We start from the raw sequence: 16,320 nt of genomic DNA on the forward strand, positions 1-16,320 counted from the left end.
GAGCCGGATCACATTATGTCGAAAATGCGGCATCCGGCTTTACTATAGCAAATTGATAGGATAGCGACGAACCGTTCACAACCTCGGACGAACGGGAGAGTCGAATGCGCGGCAAGGCAGTCGTGATCATCGCTCTGGCACTGGCCGGGTGCGCGAAAAGCGACGGCGGACGCGAGCCACCGGCCAGCGATGCGATGGCGAGCGAAGAACGCATGACCGACGCCAGCCCCGCGCGCGGCCCCGGCATCGGCGTCACTGCCGCTCCCGGCGTCGCGTTTAGATACGCCTATGAGTTCCGCCTGCCCGCCGCGCGCATTTCAACCACGCAGGAAGCGCATGCGCAGGCGTGCGAAGCGCTCGGGCTCGCGCGATGCCGCATCACCGGCATGCATTACGCCGTCGGGCGCGGCGCGAACGACATCACCGCGAGCCTCGATTTCAAGCTCGACCCGGCCATCGCGCGCAAGTTCGGCACCGGCGGCATCGACGCGGTCATCAAGGCGGGCGGTAAGCTCGGCTCGGTCGACATTACCGGCACCGATGCCGGCGGCGCGATCAAGGCGATCGACGAGGCGAGCGCTCGCAAGCGCGCCGATCTCGAACGGATCGAGGCACAGCTTGCCAAGCTGCCGCCCAAATCCGCTGATCGCATCACGCTGCAGGAACAGGCCGATGGCTTGCGTCAGGCGCTCAATGCCAATGCGGCCAGCAAGGGTGCACAGCAGGCGAGCCTTGCCACCACGCCGATGCATTTCGACTATGGCACCACCGACAGCTTCGCGGGCTTCGACGCCGACTCGCCGATCGCGATCGGGCTGGCGCTAGGCCGCGAGAGCTTCCTCGCCGCGCTGAGCCTGTTGACGATCGTGCTGGCAGGCGGCCTGCCCTGGGTCCTGCTCGCGCTCGCCGGTTGGTGGCTGTGGCGGCGGCTGCACAAGCGGTTCGTGACCGAGTGATTGGCGCGCGGCATGCGAATGGATAGGGTCGCGCGATGCGACCCTTTCTCCTCGCCCTGCTGCTGGTGCTGACCGCGATGGCCGACTCCAAACTCCTGACCTGGCCCGACCTGACCGGTCGCGCTCGCCCGACGCCCGATGCGACGATCGGCTATGGCCCTGACCCTTACCAGAAGGTCGACCTCTGGTTGCCCAAGGCGCCCGGCAAGCATCGCACCGTGCTGATGGTGCATGGCGGCTGCTGGCAGACCGAGATCGCCGATCGCAGCTTGATGAACTGGATCGCCGACGATCTGCGCAGGCGCGGCTATGCCGTGTGGAACATCGATTATCGCGGCGTCGATCGCCCCGGTGGCGGCTATCCGGGGACTTTCGCCGATGCCGCCGCCGCTGCCGATGCGCTGCGCGACTATGCCGCGCGCTATCAGCTCGACCTCGGCAAGGTGGTTGCGGTCGGCCATTCAGCGGGCGGGCATCTCGCGCTGTGGCTGGCGGGGCGGGCGCGGCTGGCGAAGGGGAGCGCGCTGTACTCGCCCAAGCCGCTGCCGATCGCGCATGTCGTCAGCCTCGGCGGCCTGCCCGATCTCGAAGCGACCGCTGCCAGCCCCGACAATGGCTGCGGCACCGACGTCGTCGCGCGGCTGACGGGCGCCCCCTCGCCCACGCACGCCGATGTCTTCGCCGACACCTCGGTTCCGCGCCTGCTGCCGCTCGGCGTGCCGCAGGACCTGGTCAATGGCGAGAATGACCGGATCATCCCGATGCGGCTCGGCACCGGCTATGAGTCGCAGGCCCGCGCCAAGGGCGACCGCGTGGCGCTGCACCGGATCGACCAGACCGGCCATGTCGAGTTGATTGCGCCCGAGAGCGCGGCCTGGGCACAGACGGTGAAGCTGATCGACGCGGCGTTCGGCAAGTGATGACGCTCGACGAAGCCCGCGCGCGCGACGCCGCCGATCCGTTGCGCGGATTTCGCGATCGGTTCGTGCTGCCCGAAGGCGTGATCTATCTCGACGGCAATTCGCTGGGAGCGCTGCCCCGCGCCACCGAGGCCGCCGTCGCCGATCTCACCAAGCGCCAATGGGGCGAACGGCTGATCCGCAGCTGGAACGAAGGCTGGATCGAGGCGCCCTTGCGCATCGGCGACAAGATCGCCCGGCTGATCGGCGCCGCGCCCGGCGAAGTGGCGGTCGCGGATTCGACTTCGGTTAATCTGTTCAAACTGCTGACGGCGGCGCTGCGCGCCAATCCCGATCGCCGCGTCATCCTGAGCGAGGCGGGGAATTTCCCGACCGATCTGCATATCGCCGAAGGCGTGGTGGCAGGCATCCCGGGCGCGAGCCTGCGTGTCGTCCCCCGCGACCAGATCGCCGAAGCGCTCGACGAGAGCGTCGCGCTGCTCATGCTTACGCATGTCCATTACAAGACCGCCGAGCGCTTCGACATGGCTGCATGGACCGCGCGCGCGCACGAAGCCGGCGCGCTGGCGCTGTGGGACCTGAGCCATAGCGCCGGGGCAGTCGCGGTCGACCTCAACGGCGCCGGGGCCGATCTCGCTGTCGGCTGCGGCTATAAATATCTGAACGGCGGCCCCGGCGCGCCGGCCTATCTGTTCGTGGCCGAGCGCCACCAAGCCGCCCTCGCCAACCCGATTTCGGGCTGGATGGGCCATGCCGCGCCCTTCGACTTCGCCGATGGCTATGCTCCCGCGCCGGGCATCAAGCGCTGGCTGGCAGGCACGCCACCGATGCTGGCGATGGCGGCGCTCGAGATCGGCGTCGACCTGATGCTCGAAGCCGACCCGGCGCTGATCGCCGCCAAGAGCGCGGCGCTGTTCGATACGTTCGCGGCGATCGGCGACGCGCTCGGCCTTGACTGCGTGTCCCCGCGCGATCCGGCCGCGCGCGGCTCGCACATTTCCTTCCGCCACGCCCATGCCTATCCGCTCTGCCAGGCCTTGATCGCGCACGGCGTGATCGGCGATTTCCGCGCGCCCGATGTGCTGCGGCTTGGGCTGACGCCGCTCTATCTCGGCTTTGAGGGTGTCGTCCGCGCGGGCGAAATCCTTGCCGATCTGCTCGCGTCGCACGCCTATCGCGATCCGCAGTTCGCCGCGCGCCACGCCGTCACCTGAGCCCCCGCTCGCGCGTTGCGCGCGGGCCCGGCATCCGGTATAGGCCTCGTTCCCGCCCCGGCTCTTGCGCGTTGCCTGTCGATCGCGCGGCCGGGGCACGTTATTTGTGAAAGACCCCGCCGATGGCTCGCCGCCGCCAAATCTACGAAGGCAAGGCCAAAATCCTCTATGAAGGTCCCGAACCAGGCACGCTGATCCAATATTTCAAGGATGATGCGACCGCGTTCAACGCCCAAAAAAAGGGCACGATCAGCGGTAAGGGTGTGCTCAACAACCGGATTTCGGAGCATATCTTCACGTTGCTCGCGCTGATCGGCGTGCCGACGCACTTCATCCGCCGCCTCAACATGCGTGAGCAACTCATTCGCCAGGTCGAGATCGTGCCGATCGAAGTCGTCGTCCGCAACGTCGCGGCGGGCTCGCTGTCGAAGCGGCTGGGGATCGAGGAAGGCACGCAACTGCCGCGCACGATCATCGAGTATTTCTACAAGGACGATGCGCTCGGCGATCCGATGATCACCGACGAACATATCGCCGCCTTCGGCTGGGCAAGCCAGGAAGAAATGCACGACATCGCCGATCTGGCGATCCGGGTGAATGATTTCCTGTGCGGACTGTTCGCCGGAATTGGCATTCGCCTGATCGACTTCAAGCTCGAATTCGGCCGCATCTGGGACAATGACTATTCGCGGATCATCCTCGCCGACGAGATCAGCCCCGATGGTTGCCGGTTGTGGGACATGGAGTCGGGCGAAAAGCTCGACAAGGACCGTTTCCGGCGCGATCTGGGCGGCGAAGTCGAGGCCTATCAGGAAGTCGCGCGTCGCCTCGGCCTCCTGCCCGAAGGCGCCGAGAACGCCGTTCTCGACCTCGAAAGCCATCGCAAGCGGCGCGGCAAATAACCCGCGCCGCTGATCGGCTCAGCCCTTGACCTTCAGCCCGCAGATGATGCCGAAAATGAAGCAGCAAAACAGCGCAAGCTGGACCTTGCCGCCGCTGTCGCCCCAGCCGAAATATTCACCGCCAAAGGCGAACAGCGCAATGAACATCACCATTGCCAACCCGGCCATGTTACTCACCCCTTGCTGACGACACGGCATCGCACTTCGGCAATGCCCCGACGCCACTGTGTGCCCGAGGAGTAAACAAGTGATGAAGGTTGCGGCGAACCGGGCGCCCCGGCATAGCAGGCGAGCGTTAACAAGGAGTAATCCATGAAATTGCGGATCGTGGTGACACTCAAGCCCGGCGTGCTCGACCCGCAGGGGCGCGCGATCCACAAGGCGCTTGGCGGCCTGGGCTTCGACGGCGTCAACGATGTCCGCGCGGGCAAGCTGTTCGAGCTCGACGTTGCCGACGACACCAGCGATGCTGCCATCGACGAGATGTGCCGCAAGCTGCTCGCCAATACGGTCATCGAAAACTACCGGGTGGAGCGCGGCTGATGCGCACTGCCGTCATCGTCTTTCCCGGCTCCAACTGCGACCGCGACATGGCGGTGGCGCTTGAAGCCGTCACCGGCACCAGGCCCGCGATGGTGTGGCACGGCGAAACCGCCCTGCCCGACGGTACCGGCCTGATCGCGCTGCCGGGCGGCTTTTCCTATGGCGATTATCTCCGCTGCGGCGCGATTGCCGCGCGATCGGCGATCATTCCTGCGATCGTCGCGGCGGCGGAGGGCGGCGTGCCGGTGCTCGGCGTGTGCAACGGCTTTCAGGTGCTCACCGAAATCGGCCTGCTGCCCGGCGCGCTGATGCGCAACGAAGGCCTCGATTTTGTGTGCCGCGACGTCGCGCTGACGGTCGAGAATGCCCAAAGCGCCTTCACGAGCCGCTATGCTGCGGGCGAACGCATCATCGTGCCGGTCGCGCACCACGACGGCAATTACACCGCCGACGCCGACACGCTCGATCGGATCGAAGGCGAGGGCCGCGTCGCTTTCCGCTATGGCGAGCGCGTCAATGGCTCGGCGCGACAGATTGCCGGGGTGCTCAACGCGAGCGGCAATGTGCTCGGCATGATGCCCCACCCCGAGCGCCGCATCGAAGCGGCGCATGGCGGCGACGACGGGCGGCGACTGTTCGAAGGGCTGCTGGAGACGGTGGGCGCCTAACGTCCAAACAACCGCGTCCGCCGGGCGAGCAGCAGGATTACGCTCGGCCAGAACATCGTGTTCCAGATGTCGTGCCAGTCGCCCCACAGGTCGAGCGGCATGCCGCTGGCGATACGGTCGCGGATATCCCACGCTTCGCCCAGCAATGCCGCGGCGAGTACGACGCTCTAGGGCTTCCAGCTCGAAAGCTTCGACCCGAACAGCAGCGCTGACCCGAAGAACAGCCCCAGCGCGACGTAGATGTGCAAAGCATCCTTGGCGAGATGCGTCTGGCCGATCAGCCACAGTTTGCTGGACTGGAGCCAGCTCACACATCGGCCCGGAAGGGGGTGAAATTGGTCCGGTCGTCGAACACATCGACGCCTTCGCGGCGCTTGAGGAAATTGACGACCAGATAGGTGAACGGCGTCAGCAGCACTTCCCAGCTGACCTTCAGCACCCACTGCGTCACCAGTACTTGCAGCACCAGCGCATTGGTCCAGCCTTCGGCGCCCCAGAAGGCGAGCGGGTAGAAGATCAGGCTGTCGACCGCCTGCCCCGCTACGGTCGAGCCGATCGTGCGGCTCCACAACTGTTTGCCGCCGGTCCACAGCTTCATCCGGGCAAGGACGTAGGAATTGACGAATTCGCCCGCCCAGAAAGCCAGAACCGACGCGAACACGATACGCGGCACCTGGCCGAAAATCGTCTCATAGGCGGCCTGGTTCTTCCAGTCGGGCGCGGGTGGCAACGCGACCACCACGAACGACATGAACGCCATGAACAGCACCGCGACCGTCCCCGCCCAGATCACCCGGCGTGCGCGGCCATAGCCATAGACTTCGGTCAGCACGTCACCGATCACATAGGAGATCGGGAAGAACAGGATGCCCGCGCCGAACGGCCAGTATCCGATCCCCGGCAGCCAGATCTGCGCGACCTTGCCTGCGCCGATCACGTTGGACAACAGGATGATCGCGACGAACGCTGCCATCACGAAATCGAAATATCGGAACGGCTCGCGCCCCAGTTCACGTGCCGAAACCGATTTCACGTCCATGTCAGCCCCCACATTCCGGTGTCAGCAGCTTTAACGGCGTTTCCCGACCACGCAATTCCGGCTAACAGGCATGCCGCGCGCGCCCGTAGTTCAACTGGATAGAGCACGAGCCTTCTAAGCTTGGAGTTGCAGGTTCGAGTCCTGCCGGGCGCGCCAAAATCGCACCAGCCCGCGCGATAATCGAACGCGAATCGTTGATCTTCCTCAAGAACTCGGCAAAGAGCGGCGTTTCGGCAGTGCGCGCGGCCTGGGGGGGCCGGATTCGTGAACGCCGCAGGGGGAAATGTAGTGCCATCTGCTTTCGTGTCGTGTTGACCCACGCGATCGTTGTTCGCGTTGCCGCTGGCATTACCACCACCGCCTCGCGCCACGGCGCCGGGAGGGTGTCATGAGCCTTGCCGGCATGACCAGCGCGATGCTGCTGGCCGGGGCGCCGATCAACAATGGCGGGATTGCGCTCGACCTTCCCGCCGAACTGATCGCGCAGGCCGAGCAGGACCGCAAGGCAGCACCCGCACCCGCAACTGGACCCGCGCCCGCCCCGCTTGATGCAACGGCTCAGTCGCGCGAAGTAGGCGAGAACGCCGAGCACGAAGCGATGGAAGTGATGGTCACCGTGCGTCAGCGCACGCCCGGTGACCCGCTCGAAAAGCTCAACGCCACGTCGTTCGCGGTAACGCAGGCCGTCGACAAGGCCGTCGTCGGCCCGGTCGCGCTGACCTTTGCCAAGATCGTGCCGACGCCAGTGCGCGACGGGCTCGGCAATTTCCTATTCAATCTTCACGAGCCGCGCGTGTTCGTGAATTTCATCCTCCAGCACAAGATCGGCAAGGCGGCCGAGACCTTTGCGCGCTTCTTCGTCAACACCACCATCGGCATCGGCGGGCTGTTCGACATCGCCAAGCGCAAGCCGTTCCGCCTGCCGCGCCGCCCCAACGGTTTTGCCGACACCCTCGGCTTCTACGGCGTGAAGCCCGGCGCCTATCTGTTCCTGCCGATCGTCGGGCCAACGACGGTGCGCGACATTTTCGGATCGATTGCCGATCAGGCGCTGCTGCCGTTCGCCGTCGGGTCGCCGTTCAACCGGCCTGCGTTCACGCTGCCGACCAGCATCGCCCGCACGCTCGACCACCGCGCCTATTTCGACGAGGAACTGCGGCGGATGCGCAGCAGCGACAAGGATCTCTATTCGCAGCGGCGCGACCTTTACCTGCAAATGCGGCAGGACGAGATCGACGATTTGCGCGGTCGCCCGCACACGCCGATTCGCTCGATGCCGCGTACCACCTTCACGCGGCCGCCCTCTGCCGAAGCCCCGGCCAGCCCGCCACCCTTGATCCCGGCCCCCGCACCCGCCATCCCTAGCCCGAAATAACCGGGGAGAGCGGACATGCCGGGCGCATTATCGGGCATCAGGATCATCGAATTTGCCGGCATCGGCCCTGCCCCCTTTTGCGGGATGATGCTCGGCGATCACGGCGCCGAAGTGATCCGAATCGACCGCCCCGGCGCGCGGCTCGATCCACGTGACGCACTGTCGCGCAACCGCCGCTCGGTCGTGATCGACATGAAGTCGCCCGAAGGTGTCGCCGCCGCGCGCGAGCTTTGCCGCAGCGCCGATGGCCTGATCGAAGGGTTCCGCCCGGGCGTGATGGAGCGGCTCGGCCTTGGCCCCGACCTGCTGCTCGGCGACAATCCGAAGCTGGTGTTCGGGCGCATGACCGGCTGGGGCCAGGCCGGCCCCTATGCACAGGCTGCGGGGCACGACATCAATTACATCGCGCTGTCGGGCGTGCTGCATACCATCGGGCGCGCCGGCGAACGACCGGTGCCGCCGGTCAATTATGTCGGCGATTTTGGCGGCGGCGGCATGTTGCTGGCGTTCGGGATGGTCGCGGCGCTGCTCGCGGTTAAGAATGGCGCACCCGGTCAGGTGATCGACGCGGCAATGACTGACGGCTCGGCGCTGCTCGCGGGGATGAGCTGGCATTTCCTCGAATCCGGCCTGAACCGCGACGAGACCGGCGCGAACATGCTCGACAGCGCGGCCCCCTTTTACGACAGCTATGCCTGCGCTGACGGCAAGTTCGTCGCCATCGGTTCGATCGAGCCGCAATTCTACGCATTGCTGCGCGCGGCGCTCGGGATCGAGCGCGATCCCGATTTCGACCGCCAGCATGATCGCGCCCTTTGGCCCGCGCAAAAGGCCAAGCTCGCCGCGATTTTCGCCGGCCGGACCCGTGACGAATGGTGCGCGATCATGGAAGCAACCGACATCTGCTTTGCGCCCGTGCTGGCGATGCGCGAGGCGCCGCTGCATCCGCACAATGCCATGCGCGAAACCTTCATTTCGGTCGGCGGTGCGACTCAGCCCGCCCCGGCGCCGCGCTTTTCGGCAACGCCCGCGCCCTACCCGACCGCCGCACCCGAAGTCGGGGCCGACACCGCCGCGCTGGCGCGACCGGCGCGCTAGTCCCAACCGACCCTGCCTGGAACCCCGGTGGCGGCGCCTGCGCGGCCCAGATTGGGCCAAAAGCGCGAGTCGTGGGTCGTTTTTCTGCCGAAATGACAGGACGCCGCCTGCGTTTTTGGTTAGCTTTGCCTTTACCGACTCGGGAGCGCGGGGCCCCGGTCGGGACGGGGGCGTGAGTGATGGGCACTGAACTGGCCTTGAGTGTCGGGCGGCTTCGTCCTGCAGCAGTGTCGGCCCTCAACGATGTCTATGAGGAAGATCCGGCTCTGGTCGTCCGCGATGTCGCGTCGCGGCCCCGGACCGCTGGGCACATCATCGTTTTCGCGAATGAAAAGGGCGGCGTCGGCAAATCGACGCTGGCGCTCCATGCCTGCGCGGCGCTTGCTGGCGCGGGCTACCGTGTGACCGGTTTCGACCTCGACTATCGCCAGCAGACGCTCGCGCGCTCGCTCACTAATCGCGAAGCAACCGCGCGCAGCCTTGGCGTCGCGCTGCCGATGCCGGTCGCAGGCGTCTTGCGGCAGCAGAATGGCGCGCAGCTGTGTCAGGAATTGGCGCGGATCGGCTGGGACAGCGATTTCATCGTCATCGATGCGGCTGGCCATGATTCGCCGATTGCCCGCCGGGCGATCGCGCTCGCCGATACGCTGGTGACGCCGATCAACGGCTCGTTCGTCGATCTCGATCTGCTCGGCCGGTTTCGCGCCGATTATTCGAAGCTCGAAGCGGCCGGGTGCTTCGCCGCGCTCGTCAATGCGCTGCGCGACGCGCGCGCGAATGTCGGGATGCGCCCGCTCAACTGGGTGGTGATGCCCAATCGCATGCGTCAGGCAGGCAGCCAGAATGACCAGCGCTTCGAAAATGCGCTCGAGGAACTGGCGTCGGCATGTGATTTCCGCGTTGGCCGCGGGCTCGCGGAGCGCGTCGCTTATCGCGAACTGTTCCTGCTCGGCCTCACCCATCTCGACCTGAAATTTATCCGGGGGATCGGCCGCCTTCGCGGCGCCGCGCGTGACGAGCTGACCGGATTCATGGAGGATCTGCGGCTGCCCGAAACGCCGCTGTTCGTCCGCCGCTTCGGCGAACGCCGCGCCTGACCGGTTGCCGCCACCGGGTGACGCCGTTAGGCTCCGTGGCCATGAACATGCGTTCCCTCACGCTCGCCGCGCTCGCCTTTGCGGCTGCTGCCCCCGTTCCTGCCCTGGCCCAGACCGACACTGTTGAGCGGGCGCGCTGGGCGGCAACCGCGCAGCGAACCATGATCAAGCGCGACGACTGGGGCATTGCCCATGTCCACGGCAAGACCGATGCCGACGCCGTCTTCGCGATGATGTACGCGCAGGCCGAAGACGACTTCAATCGCGTCGAGACCAACTATCTGGTCGCGCTCGGTCGGCTCGCGGAGGCTGAGGGCGAAATGGCGCTGTGGCAGGATCTGCGCCAGCGGCTCTACATCGACCCGGCGACCCTGCGCCAGCAGTTTGCCGACAGCCCCGCCTGGCTGCAGGCGCTGATGCGCAGTTGGGCCGATGGGCTGAATTATTATCTGTTCACCCACCCGACTGTGCGCCCGCGCGTCATCAAACATTTCGAGCCGTGGATGGCGCTCGCCTTTTCCGAAGGGTCGATCGGCGGCGACATCGAAGACGTCAGCCTGCGCCAGCTCGCGGCCTTTTACGGTGGCAAGCAACTGGCGATGGCCGATCCCGATCCGCGCGCCTATCGCGAGCCGCAGGGATCGAACGGTATCGCCATCGCGCCGCCGCGGACCAAGGATGGCCATGCGCTGTTGCTGATCAATCCGCACACTAGCTTCTTCTTCCGCTCCGAACAGCAAGTGACGAGCGATCAGGGGCTGAACGTCTATGGCGCCGCCACCTGGGGCCAGTTCTTCATCTATCAGGGCTTCAATGCCCATGCCGGCTGGATGCACACGTCGAGCGGCGTCGATTCGGTCGACGAATTCGCCGAGACGATCGTCGAACAGGCCGGCAAGCGCTTCTACCGCTATGGCCGTGATTTGCGCCCCGTAAAGGTCCGACCGATCACGCTGTCGTACCGGCTGGCGGACGGCACGCTCGGCACCCGCCGCTTTACGACCTACGCAACGCACCACGGCCCGATCACGCGCAGCGCCGGGGACAAGTGGATTGCCTTTGCGCTGATGAACAAGCCGATGGCCGCGCTCGAACAGAGCTTCCTGCGCACCAAGGCCACGACGCTCGCCGAATTTCTGAAGGTCGCCGAGCGGCGCGCGAATAGTTCGAACAACACGCTGTTCGCCGACGACAAGGGCGTGATTGCCTATCTCCACCCGCAATTCGTGCCCAAGCGCAACGACCGCTTCGATTATCGCAAACCGGTCGACGGCAGCGACCCCGCAACCGACTGGCAAGGGCTGCACACGCTAAGCGAGCTGCCCGCCGCCGTTGCGCCCAACACCGGCTGGGTGATGAACACCAATGACTGGCCATGGTCAGCGGCAGGGCCCGATAGTCCGAAGGCGAGTGCTTTTCCTCGCTATATGGATACAGCGGGTGAGAATCCGCGCGGCCTGCACGCAACCGCGCTGCTCACCCCGGCGCGCGACCTGACCGTCGAGGGATTGCGCGCGCTTGCCTTCGATTCGCATCTCAATGCTTTCGACCCGCTGATCCCCGGCCTTGTCACCGCGTGGGAAGCGCTGCCGGAGGGCGCGCAAAAGACCAAGCTCGCACGCCCGGTCGCGCTGCTGAAGGGCTGGGATCGCCGCTGGGCGGCCGATTCGGTCGCGACGTCGCTGGCGATTTTCTGGGGCGAGGCGCTGTGGGGCGAGACGATCCGCGACCTTGAGCTCGAAACGGTCGGGCTAGCGCATTACCGCGCGATGGAAGCCGCTTCACCGGCGCGCAAGCTGAAGGCGCTCGAAATCGCGGTCGACCGGCTGACGGCCGATTTCGGTTCGACCGAAGTACCGTGGGGCGACATCAACCGCTTCCAGCGCAACGACGCGGCGATCGTCCAGAAATTCGATGACGTCAAGCCGAGCACACCGGTCGGTTTCGCCTCGGCGCAATGGGGCTCGCTCGCGTCGTTCGGCGCGCGCGCTTATCCGGGCACCAAGCGCTATTACGGCACTGGCGGCAACAGCTTCGTCGCGGTGGTCGAATTCGGCCCACAGGTCCGCGCCATTGCCGTGACGGCAGGCGGCGAAAGCGGCGATCCGGCGTCGAAGCATTTCAACGATCAGGCAACGCGCTACGCCACCGGCGCGCTACGCCCGGTCTATTTCTGGCCGAGCGAGCTGACCGGCCATGTCGAGCGGCAGTACCACCCCGGCCGCTAAGCCGGGACGCTCACTGGCCTTGTCGGGGAAAGCGGCTTATTGCGAGGGCCATGCCCAAACGCCCGCACCATTTTTATTCGATCCACGCGCATGAAATGGTGCGCGTCGCTGCGACCACGCCGCGCGCGACCGTCGGCGATCCTGCCGCCAACGCAGAAGCGGCCATCGAACTGGTAAAGAAAGCGGCAGCGAACGCCGTCGACCTGATCGTCTTCCCCGAGCTCAATCTGTCGTCCTACGCGATCGACGACTTGCACATGCAAGCGGCGCAGCACAGTGCGACCGAAGCGGCGATCACGCGGCTCGCCAGCGCTACTGCCAAGCTGCGCACGGTCATGGTCGTGGGTGCCGCAATCCCGCGCAACGGTCGGCTCTACAATTGCGCGGTGGCAATTGCGCGCGGGCGTATCCTTGGCGTCGTGCCCAAGACCTTTCTGCCCAATTACCGCGAATTCTACGAAAAGCGCTGGTTCGCGAGCGGCGCCGGGCTGACCGGCATGGAAATCGACCTCGCGGGCCAGCGCGTGCCGTTCGGCACCGATCTGATCTTCGCCGCCAGCGACTTGCCGCATTTCATCTTCCATGCCGAAATCTGCGAGGATTTCTGGTCCCCTACCCCACCTTCGACCAACGGCGCGCTGGCCGGCGCCTATATCTGCTGCAACCTGTCGGCCTCGCCGATCCTGATCGGCAAGGCGCGCGACCGCGCGATGCTCGCCTCGGCGCAGTCGTCACGCGCGATCTGCGCCTATGTTTTCTCCGCCTCCGGCCCGGGCGAAAGTACCACCGATCTCGCTTGGGACGGGCAAAGCCTGATCTACGAAAATGGCGATCTGCTGAAGGAGTCGCAGCGCTTCCGCTGCGAGGCCGACACGATCGTCGCCGATATCGACGTCGCGCGGCTGCGGATCGAGCGGATGCGCAACGGCACCTTCAACGATGCCGCGCGGCTGGCGGGCGATCCCGAATATGAGTTCCGCCGCATCGCTTTCGAGCACGGACCCGACTTCGCCGATGTCGGCCTGCAGCGCGAGCTGCGCCGCTTCCCCTTCGTCCCCAACACGCCCGAGCGGCTCGATGCCGATTGCTACGAAGCCTTCAACATTCAGGTCGAAGGGTTAATGAAGCGGATGGAGGCATCGCGCACCGAACGGCTGGTGATCGGCATTTCGGGCGGGCTCGATTCGACACATGCGCTGATCGTCGCGGTCAAGGCCGTCGACCGGATGAAAATCCCGCGTGATCATGTCCTCGGCTACACGATGCCGGGCTTCGCGACGAGCAATGCCACGCGCGAGAATGCCTGGGCGCTGATGCGCGCGCTCGGCGTCGCGGGCGACGAGATCGACATCCGCCCCGCCGCGCAGCAGATGCTCGCCGACATCGACCATCCCTTCGCGCAGGGCGAGAAAATCTACGACGTCACCTTTGAGAATGTGCAGGCAGGGCTACGCACCGATTACCTGTTTCGCCTCGCCAATCAGCACAATGGGCTTGTGGTCGGCACCGGCGACCTGAGCGAACTTGCGCTCGGCTGGTGCACTTACGGCGTCGGCGATCACATGAGCCATTACGGGGTCAACGCGGGCGTGCCCAAGACGCTGATCCAGTATCTGATCCGTTGGACGATCGCGACCGACTTCTGGGACACCGAGACCGACCGCGTGCTCGAAGCGATTTTGGCGACCGAAATCTCGCCCGAACTGGTACCCGCTGATGCGAACGGCGCGATCCAGAGCACGCAGGACCGGATCGGCCCCTATGAGCTGCACGACTTTTTCCTGCACTATACGATCCGCCAGGGTCTGCCGCCCTCGAAGATCGCGTTCCTCGCGCTGCACGCGTGGCGCGATGTCGAGAGCGGCCGCTGGCCACGCGGCTTCCCGCTGACCGCGCGCCACAGCTATGACCTGCCGACGATCCGCAAATGGCTCGAGGAATTCCTGTTCCGTTTCTTCACGACGAGCCAGTTCAAGCGATCCGCCTTGCCCAACGGCCCGAAAGTGTCGGGCGGCGGCGCGCTCAGCCCACGCGGCGACTGGCGCGCGCCCAGCGATGGCGTCGCGACGGTGTGGCTGGAAGAATTGCGGGCGGGCTTGCCGTCCTGATTTCGCGGCGCTGCTGTTTTTCTCAATTTTTGCGCCGGAATCCGGAGCGACACCGGCGCCCCATTGCAATGACCCCCGACGTTTGAGACATTCGTAGCGGGCGCTACGTGTTTCATGTCGAGTCGCGGGTCGGCCATCGTGGTGACCATGCGCGAGTCAGCAAGGAGGGGTGAGTGCAACCGGACCGCCACACACACACCGGCCATGCTGCCATCGACGCGATCAGCTTTCGCAATGAACCCGTGGTCGAGGCCTATTGCGATCCCGCCACCAATGTTCTGCTTTTCCGCATGCGCAATTACGGTGCTGCTGGTGCGATGACCACCGCTGACCGGACTTCCGACGGTCCTGACCTGCTGCTGCTGTCGCGCGGGGCGGGCGTTCCCGCATTCGGCAACGTCGCTGGCGAGCGCTTCACGGTGGCACCCAACCGGTCGCTGCGCACCACCTTCGTGCCGCATGGTGCCGATTCCTCGGCGACATTCGGTGTGTCGGCGCATTCGATCAACCTGATGTTTCCACAAGGCTATCTCGGCAGGCTTGTCGCGGAACTGCCGCGCAGCACTCTTGATCCGCACATCTTCAGCAACGACCAGCATCTGGCGCAGCTCATCCGGATGCTCGACAGCGAAATCGCCGCTCCCGGTTTTGCGTCTTCGATCTTCGTTGAGGGTCTGACCCGCGCAATCGCCAGTCTGCTCACGCGGACCGATCCCGCTGTTCTGGCACGCGAAGCGGACCATATTTATCTGCCGCCATGGAAGCTGCGGCGGCTGTATGACTATATCGAGGCGCATCTCGACCAACGCATCCGGCTCGAAGACCTGGCTGCCGTCGTGCATTTGTCGCCGTTCCACTTCTCGCGCGTGTTCAAGCGTGCGACGGGCATCAGCCCCTATCAATATGTCCGCAACCGCCGCCTCGAGCGCAGCCGCGAATTGCTTTCGACGTCGGACCTGACGATCGCCGAACTCGCACTTGTTTGCGGCTTTTCCAACCAGTCGCACTTCACCGTCGCGTTCAGCAAAGCCATGGGAATTTCGCCCAATCGATATCGGCGCGGCTTGGCTGATCAATGAACCCGGATGGCGCGGTGGCGACTTTTCGGAATTTGCGTCGGCATTGATCGGGCATCGGAGACGGGGATTGCGGGCACGCGAAATCGGACGATAATCGTCGCAATTGGTGGCTTCGGACTCGGACGCAACGGGAGGCGCGTGATCGATGGCAACAACCAAGCTTGATTCAGGCGCAACGGAAGAAACAATGCACCGCAGCCGTCCATGCGGTGCTGCCGAAGCAAATGTGCCCGGCATCCAGTTCGTCCATCACCATGAAACAAGCGCTGAGCTCTACCATATTCCGTTTGCTGACCGGCGAAGTGAAATGCGCGAAGCAGCGCGCGATGATCGTTACCCCGACTCGATCATGGTCACGCGGGGGTCTGGCATGGCGGCATCGGGAAAAATCGCCGGATCACGGTTCAAGGTCCCGGCCTCAAGAGCAACGCGCGTTACCTTTCTGCCCGAGAAAGTCGATTGTCAGATCACCTACAGTCCGGCCGGCCGCACCTTTGGGATTAATTTCGCACGAGGCCATCTCGGGCAGCTGATGATCGACGGCGATCGTGGCCGCGAGTTTGATCCTTTGCTTTTCCAATGCGATGATCAACTCGTCCAATTGGCCCAGACGATCGAACATGAGATCACGGCGCCGGGCTTTGCATCGGCAATGCTGATCGACGGCATCAGCCGCGCATTGGCCGTTCGGCTGCTACGGATCGACCATGGGACGCTCATTGCCGAGGCTGACCGGATTGCCCTTCCCGCATGGAAGTTGCGACGCGTTGTCGATTTTATCGACAGCCATCTGGCAGCCGACATTCGCCTGAACGACCTCGCTGCCCAGGCGGAGCTTTCTCCCTTTCACTTCGGGCGCGTGTTCAAACAGGCGACGGGGACAAGCCCCTATCACTTCGTCCGCGATCGTCGGATCGAGCGAGGCTGTAAACTGCTGGTCGAAGACACGCTCGACATTGCCGGGATCGCGCTGAGCTGCGGCTTTGCCAACCAGTCGCACTTTACCAGCGCCTTCACCAAGGCCATCGGCACCTCGCCTGCGCGTTATCGGCGGATGAAGCGCCCGAACCGGATGATCTAGCGTCGATTGGCA

The 16,320-nt window shown here is 65.0% G+C and carries 17 protein-coding genes and 1 tRNA gene; 14 read left to right on the forward strand and 4 right to left on the reverse strand.

The genetic code is table 11. The features are described from left to right. The first annotated feature begins 104 nt into the window (after positions 1–104). From AX672_RS05150 to purC, 4 genes are all read left to right on the forward strand, one after another. Positions 105–956, forward strand: coding sequence for a DUF4349 domain-containing protein (locus AX672_RS05150; protein ID WP_066649240.1), 852 nt, complete (start codon positions 105–107; stop codon positions 954–956). 35 nt (positions 957–991) lie between these two features. Then, on the forward strand, positions 992–1,876 hold the full coding sequence (locus tag AX672_RS05155) for an alpha/beta hydrolase (RefSeq protein ID WP_202189240.1): 885 nt from the start codon (positions 992–994) through the stop codon (positions 1,874–1,876). Next, complete coding sequence (gene kynU, locus AX672_RS05160; RefSeq protein ID WP_066649241.1) at positions 1,876–3,090, forward strand: kynureninase; 1,215 nt, start codon at positions 1,876–1,878, stop codon at positions 3,088–3,090. The genes AX672_RS05155 and kynU overlap by 1 nt, the downstream gene beginning before the upstream one ends. A gap of 122 nt (positions 3,091–3,212) precedes the next feature. After that, on the forward strand, positions 3,213–3,992 hold the full coding sequence (gene purC, locus AX672_RS05165) for a phosphoribosylaminoimidazolesuccinocarboxamide synthase (protein ID WP_066649244.1): 780 nt from the start codon (positions 3,213–3,215) through the stop codon (positions 3,990–3,992). Between the two features lie 18 nt (positions 3,993–4,010). Here purC and AX672_RS18835 read toward each other — a convergent pair whose 3' ends face one another. Further along, positions 4,011–4,160, reverse strand: a complete 150-nt coding sequence (locus tag AX672_RS18835; protein WP_202189241.1) for a hypothetical protein — start codon at positions 4,158–4,160, stop codon at positions 4,011–4,013. A 144-nt stretch (positions 4,161–4,304) separates the two neighbouring features. Here AX672_RS18835 and purS point away from each other — a divergent pair, with 144 nt between their 5' ends. Next, positions 4,305–4,535, forward strand: coding sequence for a phosphoribosylformylglycinamidine synthase subunit PurS (gene purS, locus AX672_RS05170; protein ID WP_066649247.1), 231 nt, complete (start codon positions 4,305–4,307; stop codon positions 4,533–4,535). Beyond that, complete coding sequence (gene purQ, locus AX672_RS05175; RefSeq protein WP_066649250.1) at positions 4,535–5,203, forward strand: phosphoribosylformylglycinamidine synthase subunit PurQ; 669 nt, start codon at positions 4,535–4,537, stop codon at positions 5,201–5,203. The genes purS and purQ overlap by 1 nt, the downstream gene beginning before the upstream one ends. On the opposite strand, the gene AX672_RS18505 is transcribed toward purQ, so the two are convergent. From AX672_RS18505 to AX672_RS05180, 3 genes are read right to left on the reverse strand one after another with little or no spacing between them, the layout of a single operon-like run. Beyond that, the gene (locus AX672_RS18505; RefSeq protein WP_168727338.1) at positions 5,200–5,349 is read right to left on the reverse strand and encodes a hypothetical protein; all 150 of its coding nucleotides are present in this window, start codon (positions 5,347–5,349) and stop codon (positions 5,200–5,202) included. The genes purQ and AX672_RS18505 overlap by 4 nt on opposite strands. Before the next feature lie 21 nt (positions 5,350–5,370). After that, positions 5,371–5,514 carry a hypothetical protein gene (locus AX672_RS18510; RefSeq protein WP_168727339.1) on the reverse strand — a complete coding sequence of 48 codons (144 nt, stop codon included), beginning with the start codon at positions 5,512–5,514 and terminating at the stop codon, positions 5,371–5,373. Beyond that, complete coding sequence (locus AX672_RS05180) at positions 5,511–6,242, reverse strand: queuosine precursor transporter (RefSeq protein WP_066649253.1); 732 nt, start codon at positions 6,240–6,242, stop codon at positions 5,511–5,513. The genes AX672_RS18510 and AX672_RS05180 overlap by 4 nt, the downstream gene beginning before the upstream one ends. Before the next feature lie 79 nt (positions 6,243–6,321). On the opposite strand from AX672_RS05180, the gene AX672_RS05185 reads away from it, so the two are divergent. The 8 genes from AX672_RS05185 (at position 6,322) to AX672_RS05220 (ending at position 16,308) form a co-directional block, all read left to right on the forward strand. Beyond that, positions 6,322–6,398, forward strand: a tRNA-Arg gene (locus tag AX672_RS05185). Positions 6,399–6,630: 232 nt separating this feature from the next. Further along, positions 6,631–7,617 (forward strand): MlaA family lipoprotein, encoded by a 987-nt coding sequence (locus AX672_RS05190; RefSeq protein WP_066649256.1) that lies wholly within the window; start codon positions 6,631–6,633, stop codon positions 7,615–7,617. A 15-nt stretch (positions 7,618–7,632) separates the two neighbouring features. Next, complete coding sequence (locus tag AX672_RS05195) at positions 7,633–8,715, forward strand: CaiB/BaiF CoA transferase family protein (RefSeq protein ID WP_066649259.1); 1,083 nt, start codon at positions 7,633–7,635, stop codon at positions 8,713–8,715. Positions 8,716–8,894: 179 nt separating this feature from the next. Then, on the forward strand, positions 8,895–9,812 hold the full coding sequence (locus AX672_RS05200) for a division plane positioning ATPase MipZ (RefSeq protein WP_082730387.1): 918 nt from the start codon (positions 8,895–8,897) through the stop codon (positions 9,810–9,812). Between the two features lie 41 nt (positions 9,813–9,853). Beyond that, positions 9,854–12,040, forward strand: a complete 2,187-nt coding sequence (locus AX672_RS05205; protein WP_372587571.1) for a penicillin acylase family protein — start codon at positions 9,854–9,856, stop codon at positions 12,038–12,040. Positions 12,041–12,090: 50 nt separating this feature from the next. Continuing rightward, on the forward strand, positions 12,091–14,148 hold the full coding sequence (locus tag AX672_RS05210; protein WP_066649279.1) for an NAD(+) synthase: 2,058 nt from the start codon (positions 12,091–12,093) through the stop codon (positions 14,146–14,148). A gap of 173 nt (positions 14,149–14,321) precedes the next feature. Next, positions 14,322–15,227, forward strand: coding sequence for a helix-turn-helix domain-containing protein (locus AX672_RS05215; RefSeq protein ID WP_066649282.1), 906 nt, complete (start codon positions 14,322–14,324; stop codon positions 15,225–15,227). A gap of 307 nt (positions 15,228–15,534) precedes the next feature. Further along, positions 15,535–16,308 (forward strand): helix-turn-helix domain-containing protein, encoded by a 774-nt coding sequence (locus tag AX672_RS05220; RefSeq protein WP_066649288.1) that lies wholly within the window; start codon positions 15,535–15,537, stop codon positions 16,306–16,308. The last annotated feature ends 12 nt before the right edge of the window (positions 16,309–16,320 follow it).

It is taken from the genome of Sphingomonas sp. CCH10-B3, from assembly GCF_001556185.1.
GTDB lineage: Bacteria > Pseudomonadota > Alphaproteobacteria > Sphingomonadales > Sphingomonadaceae > Sphingomonas > Sphingomonas aquatica.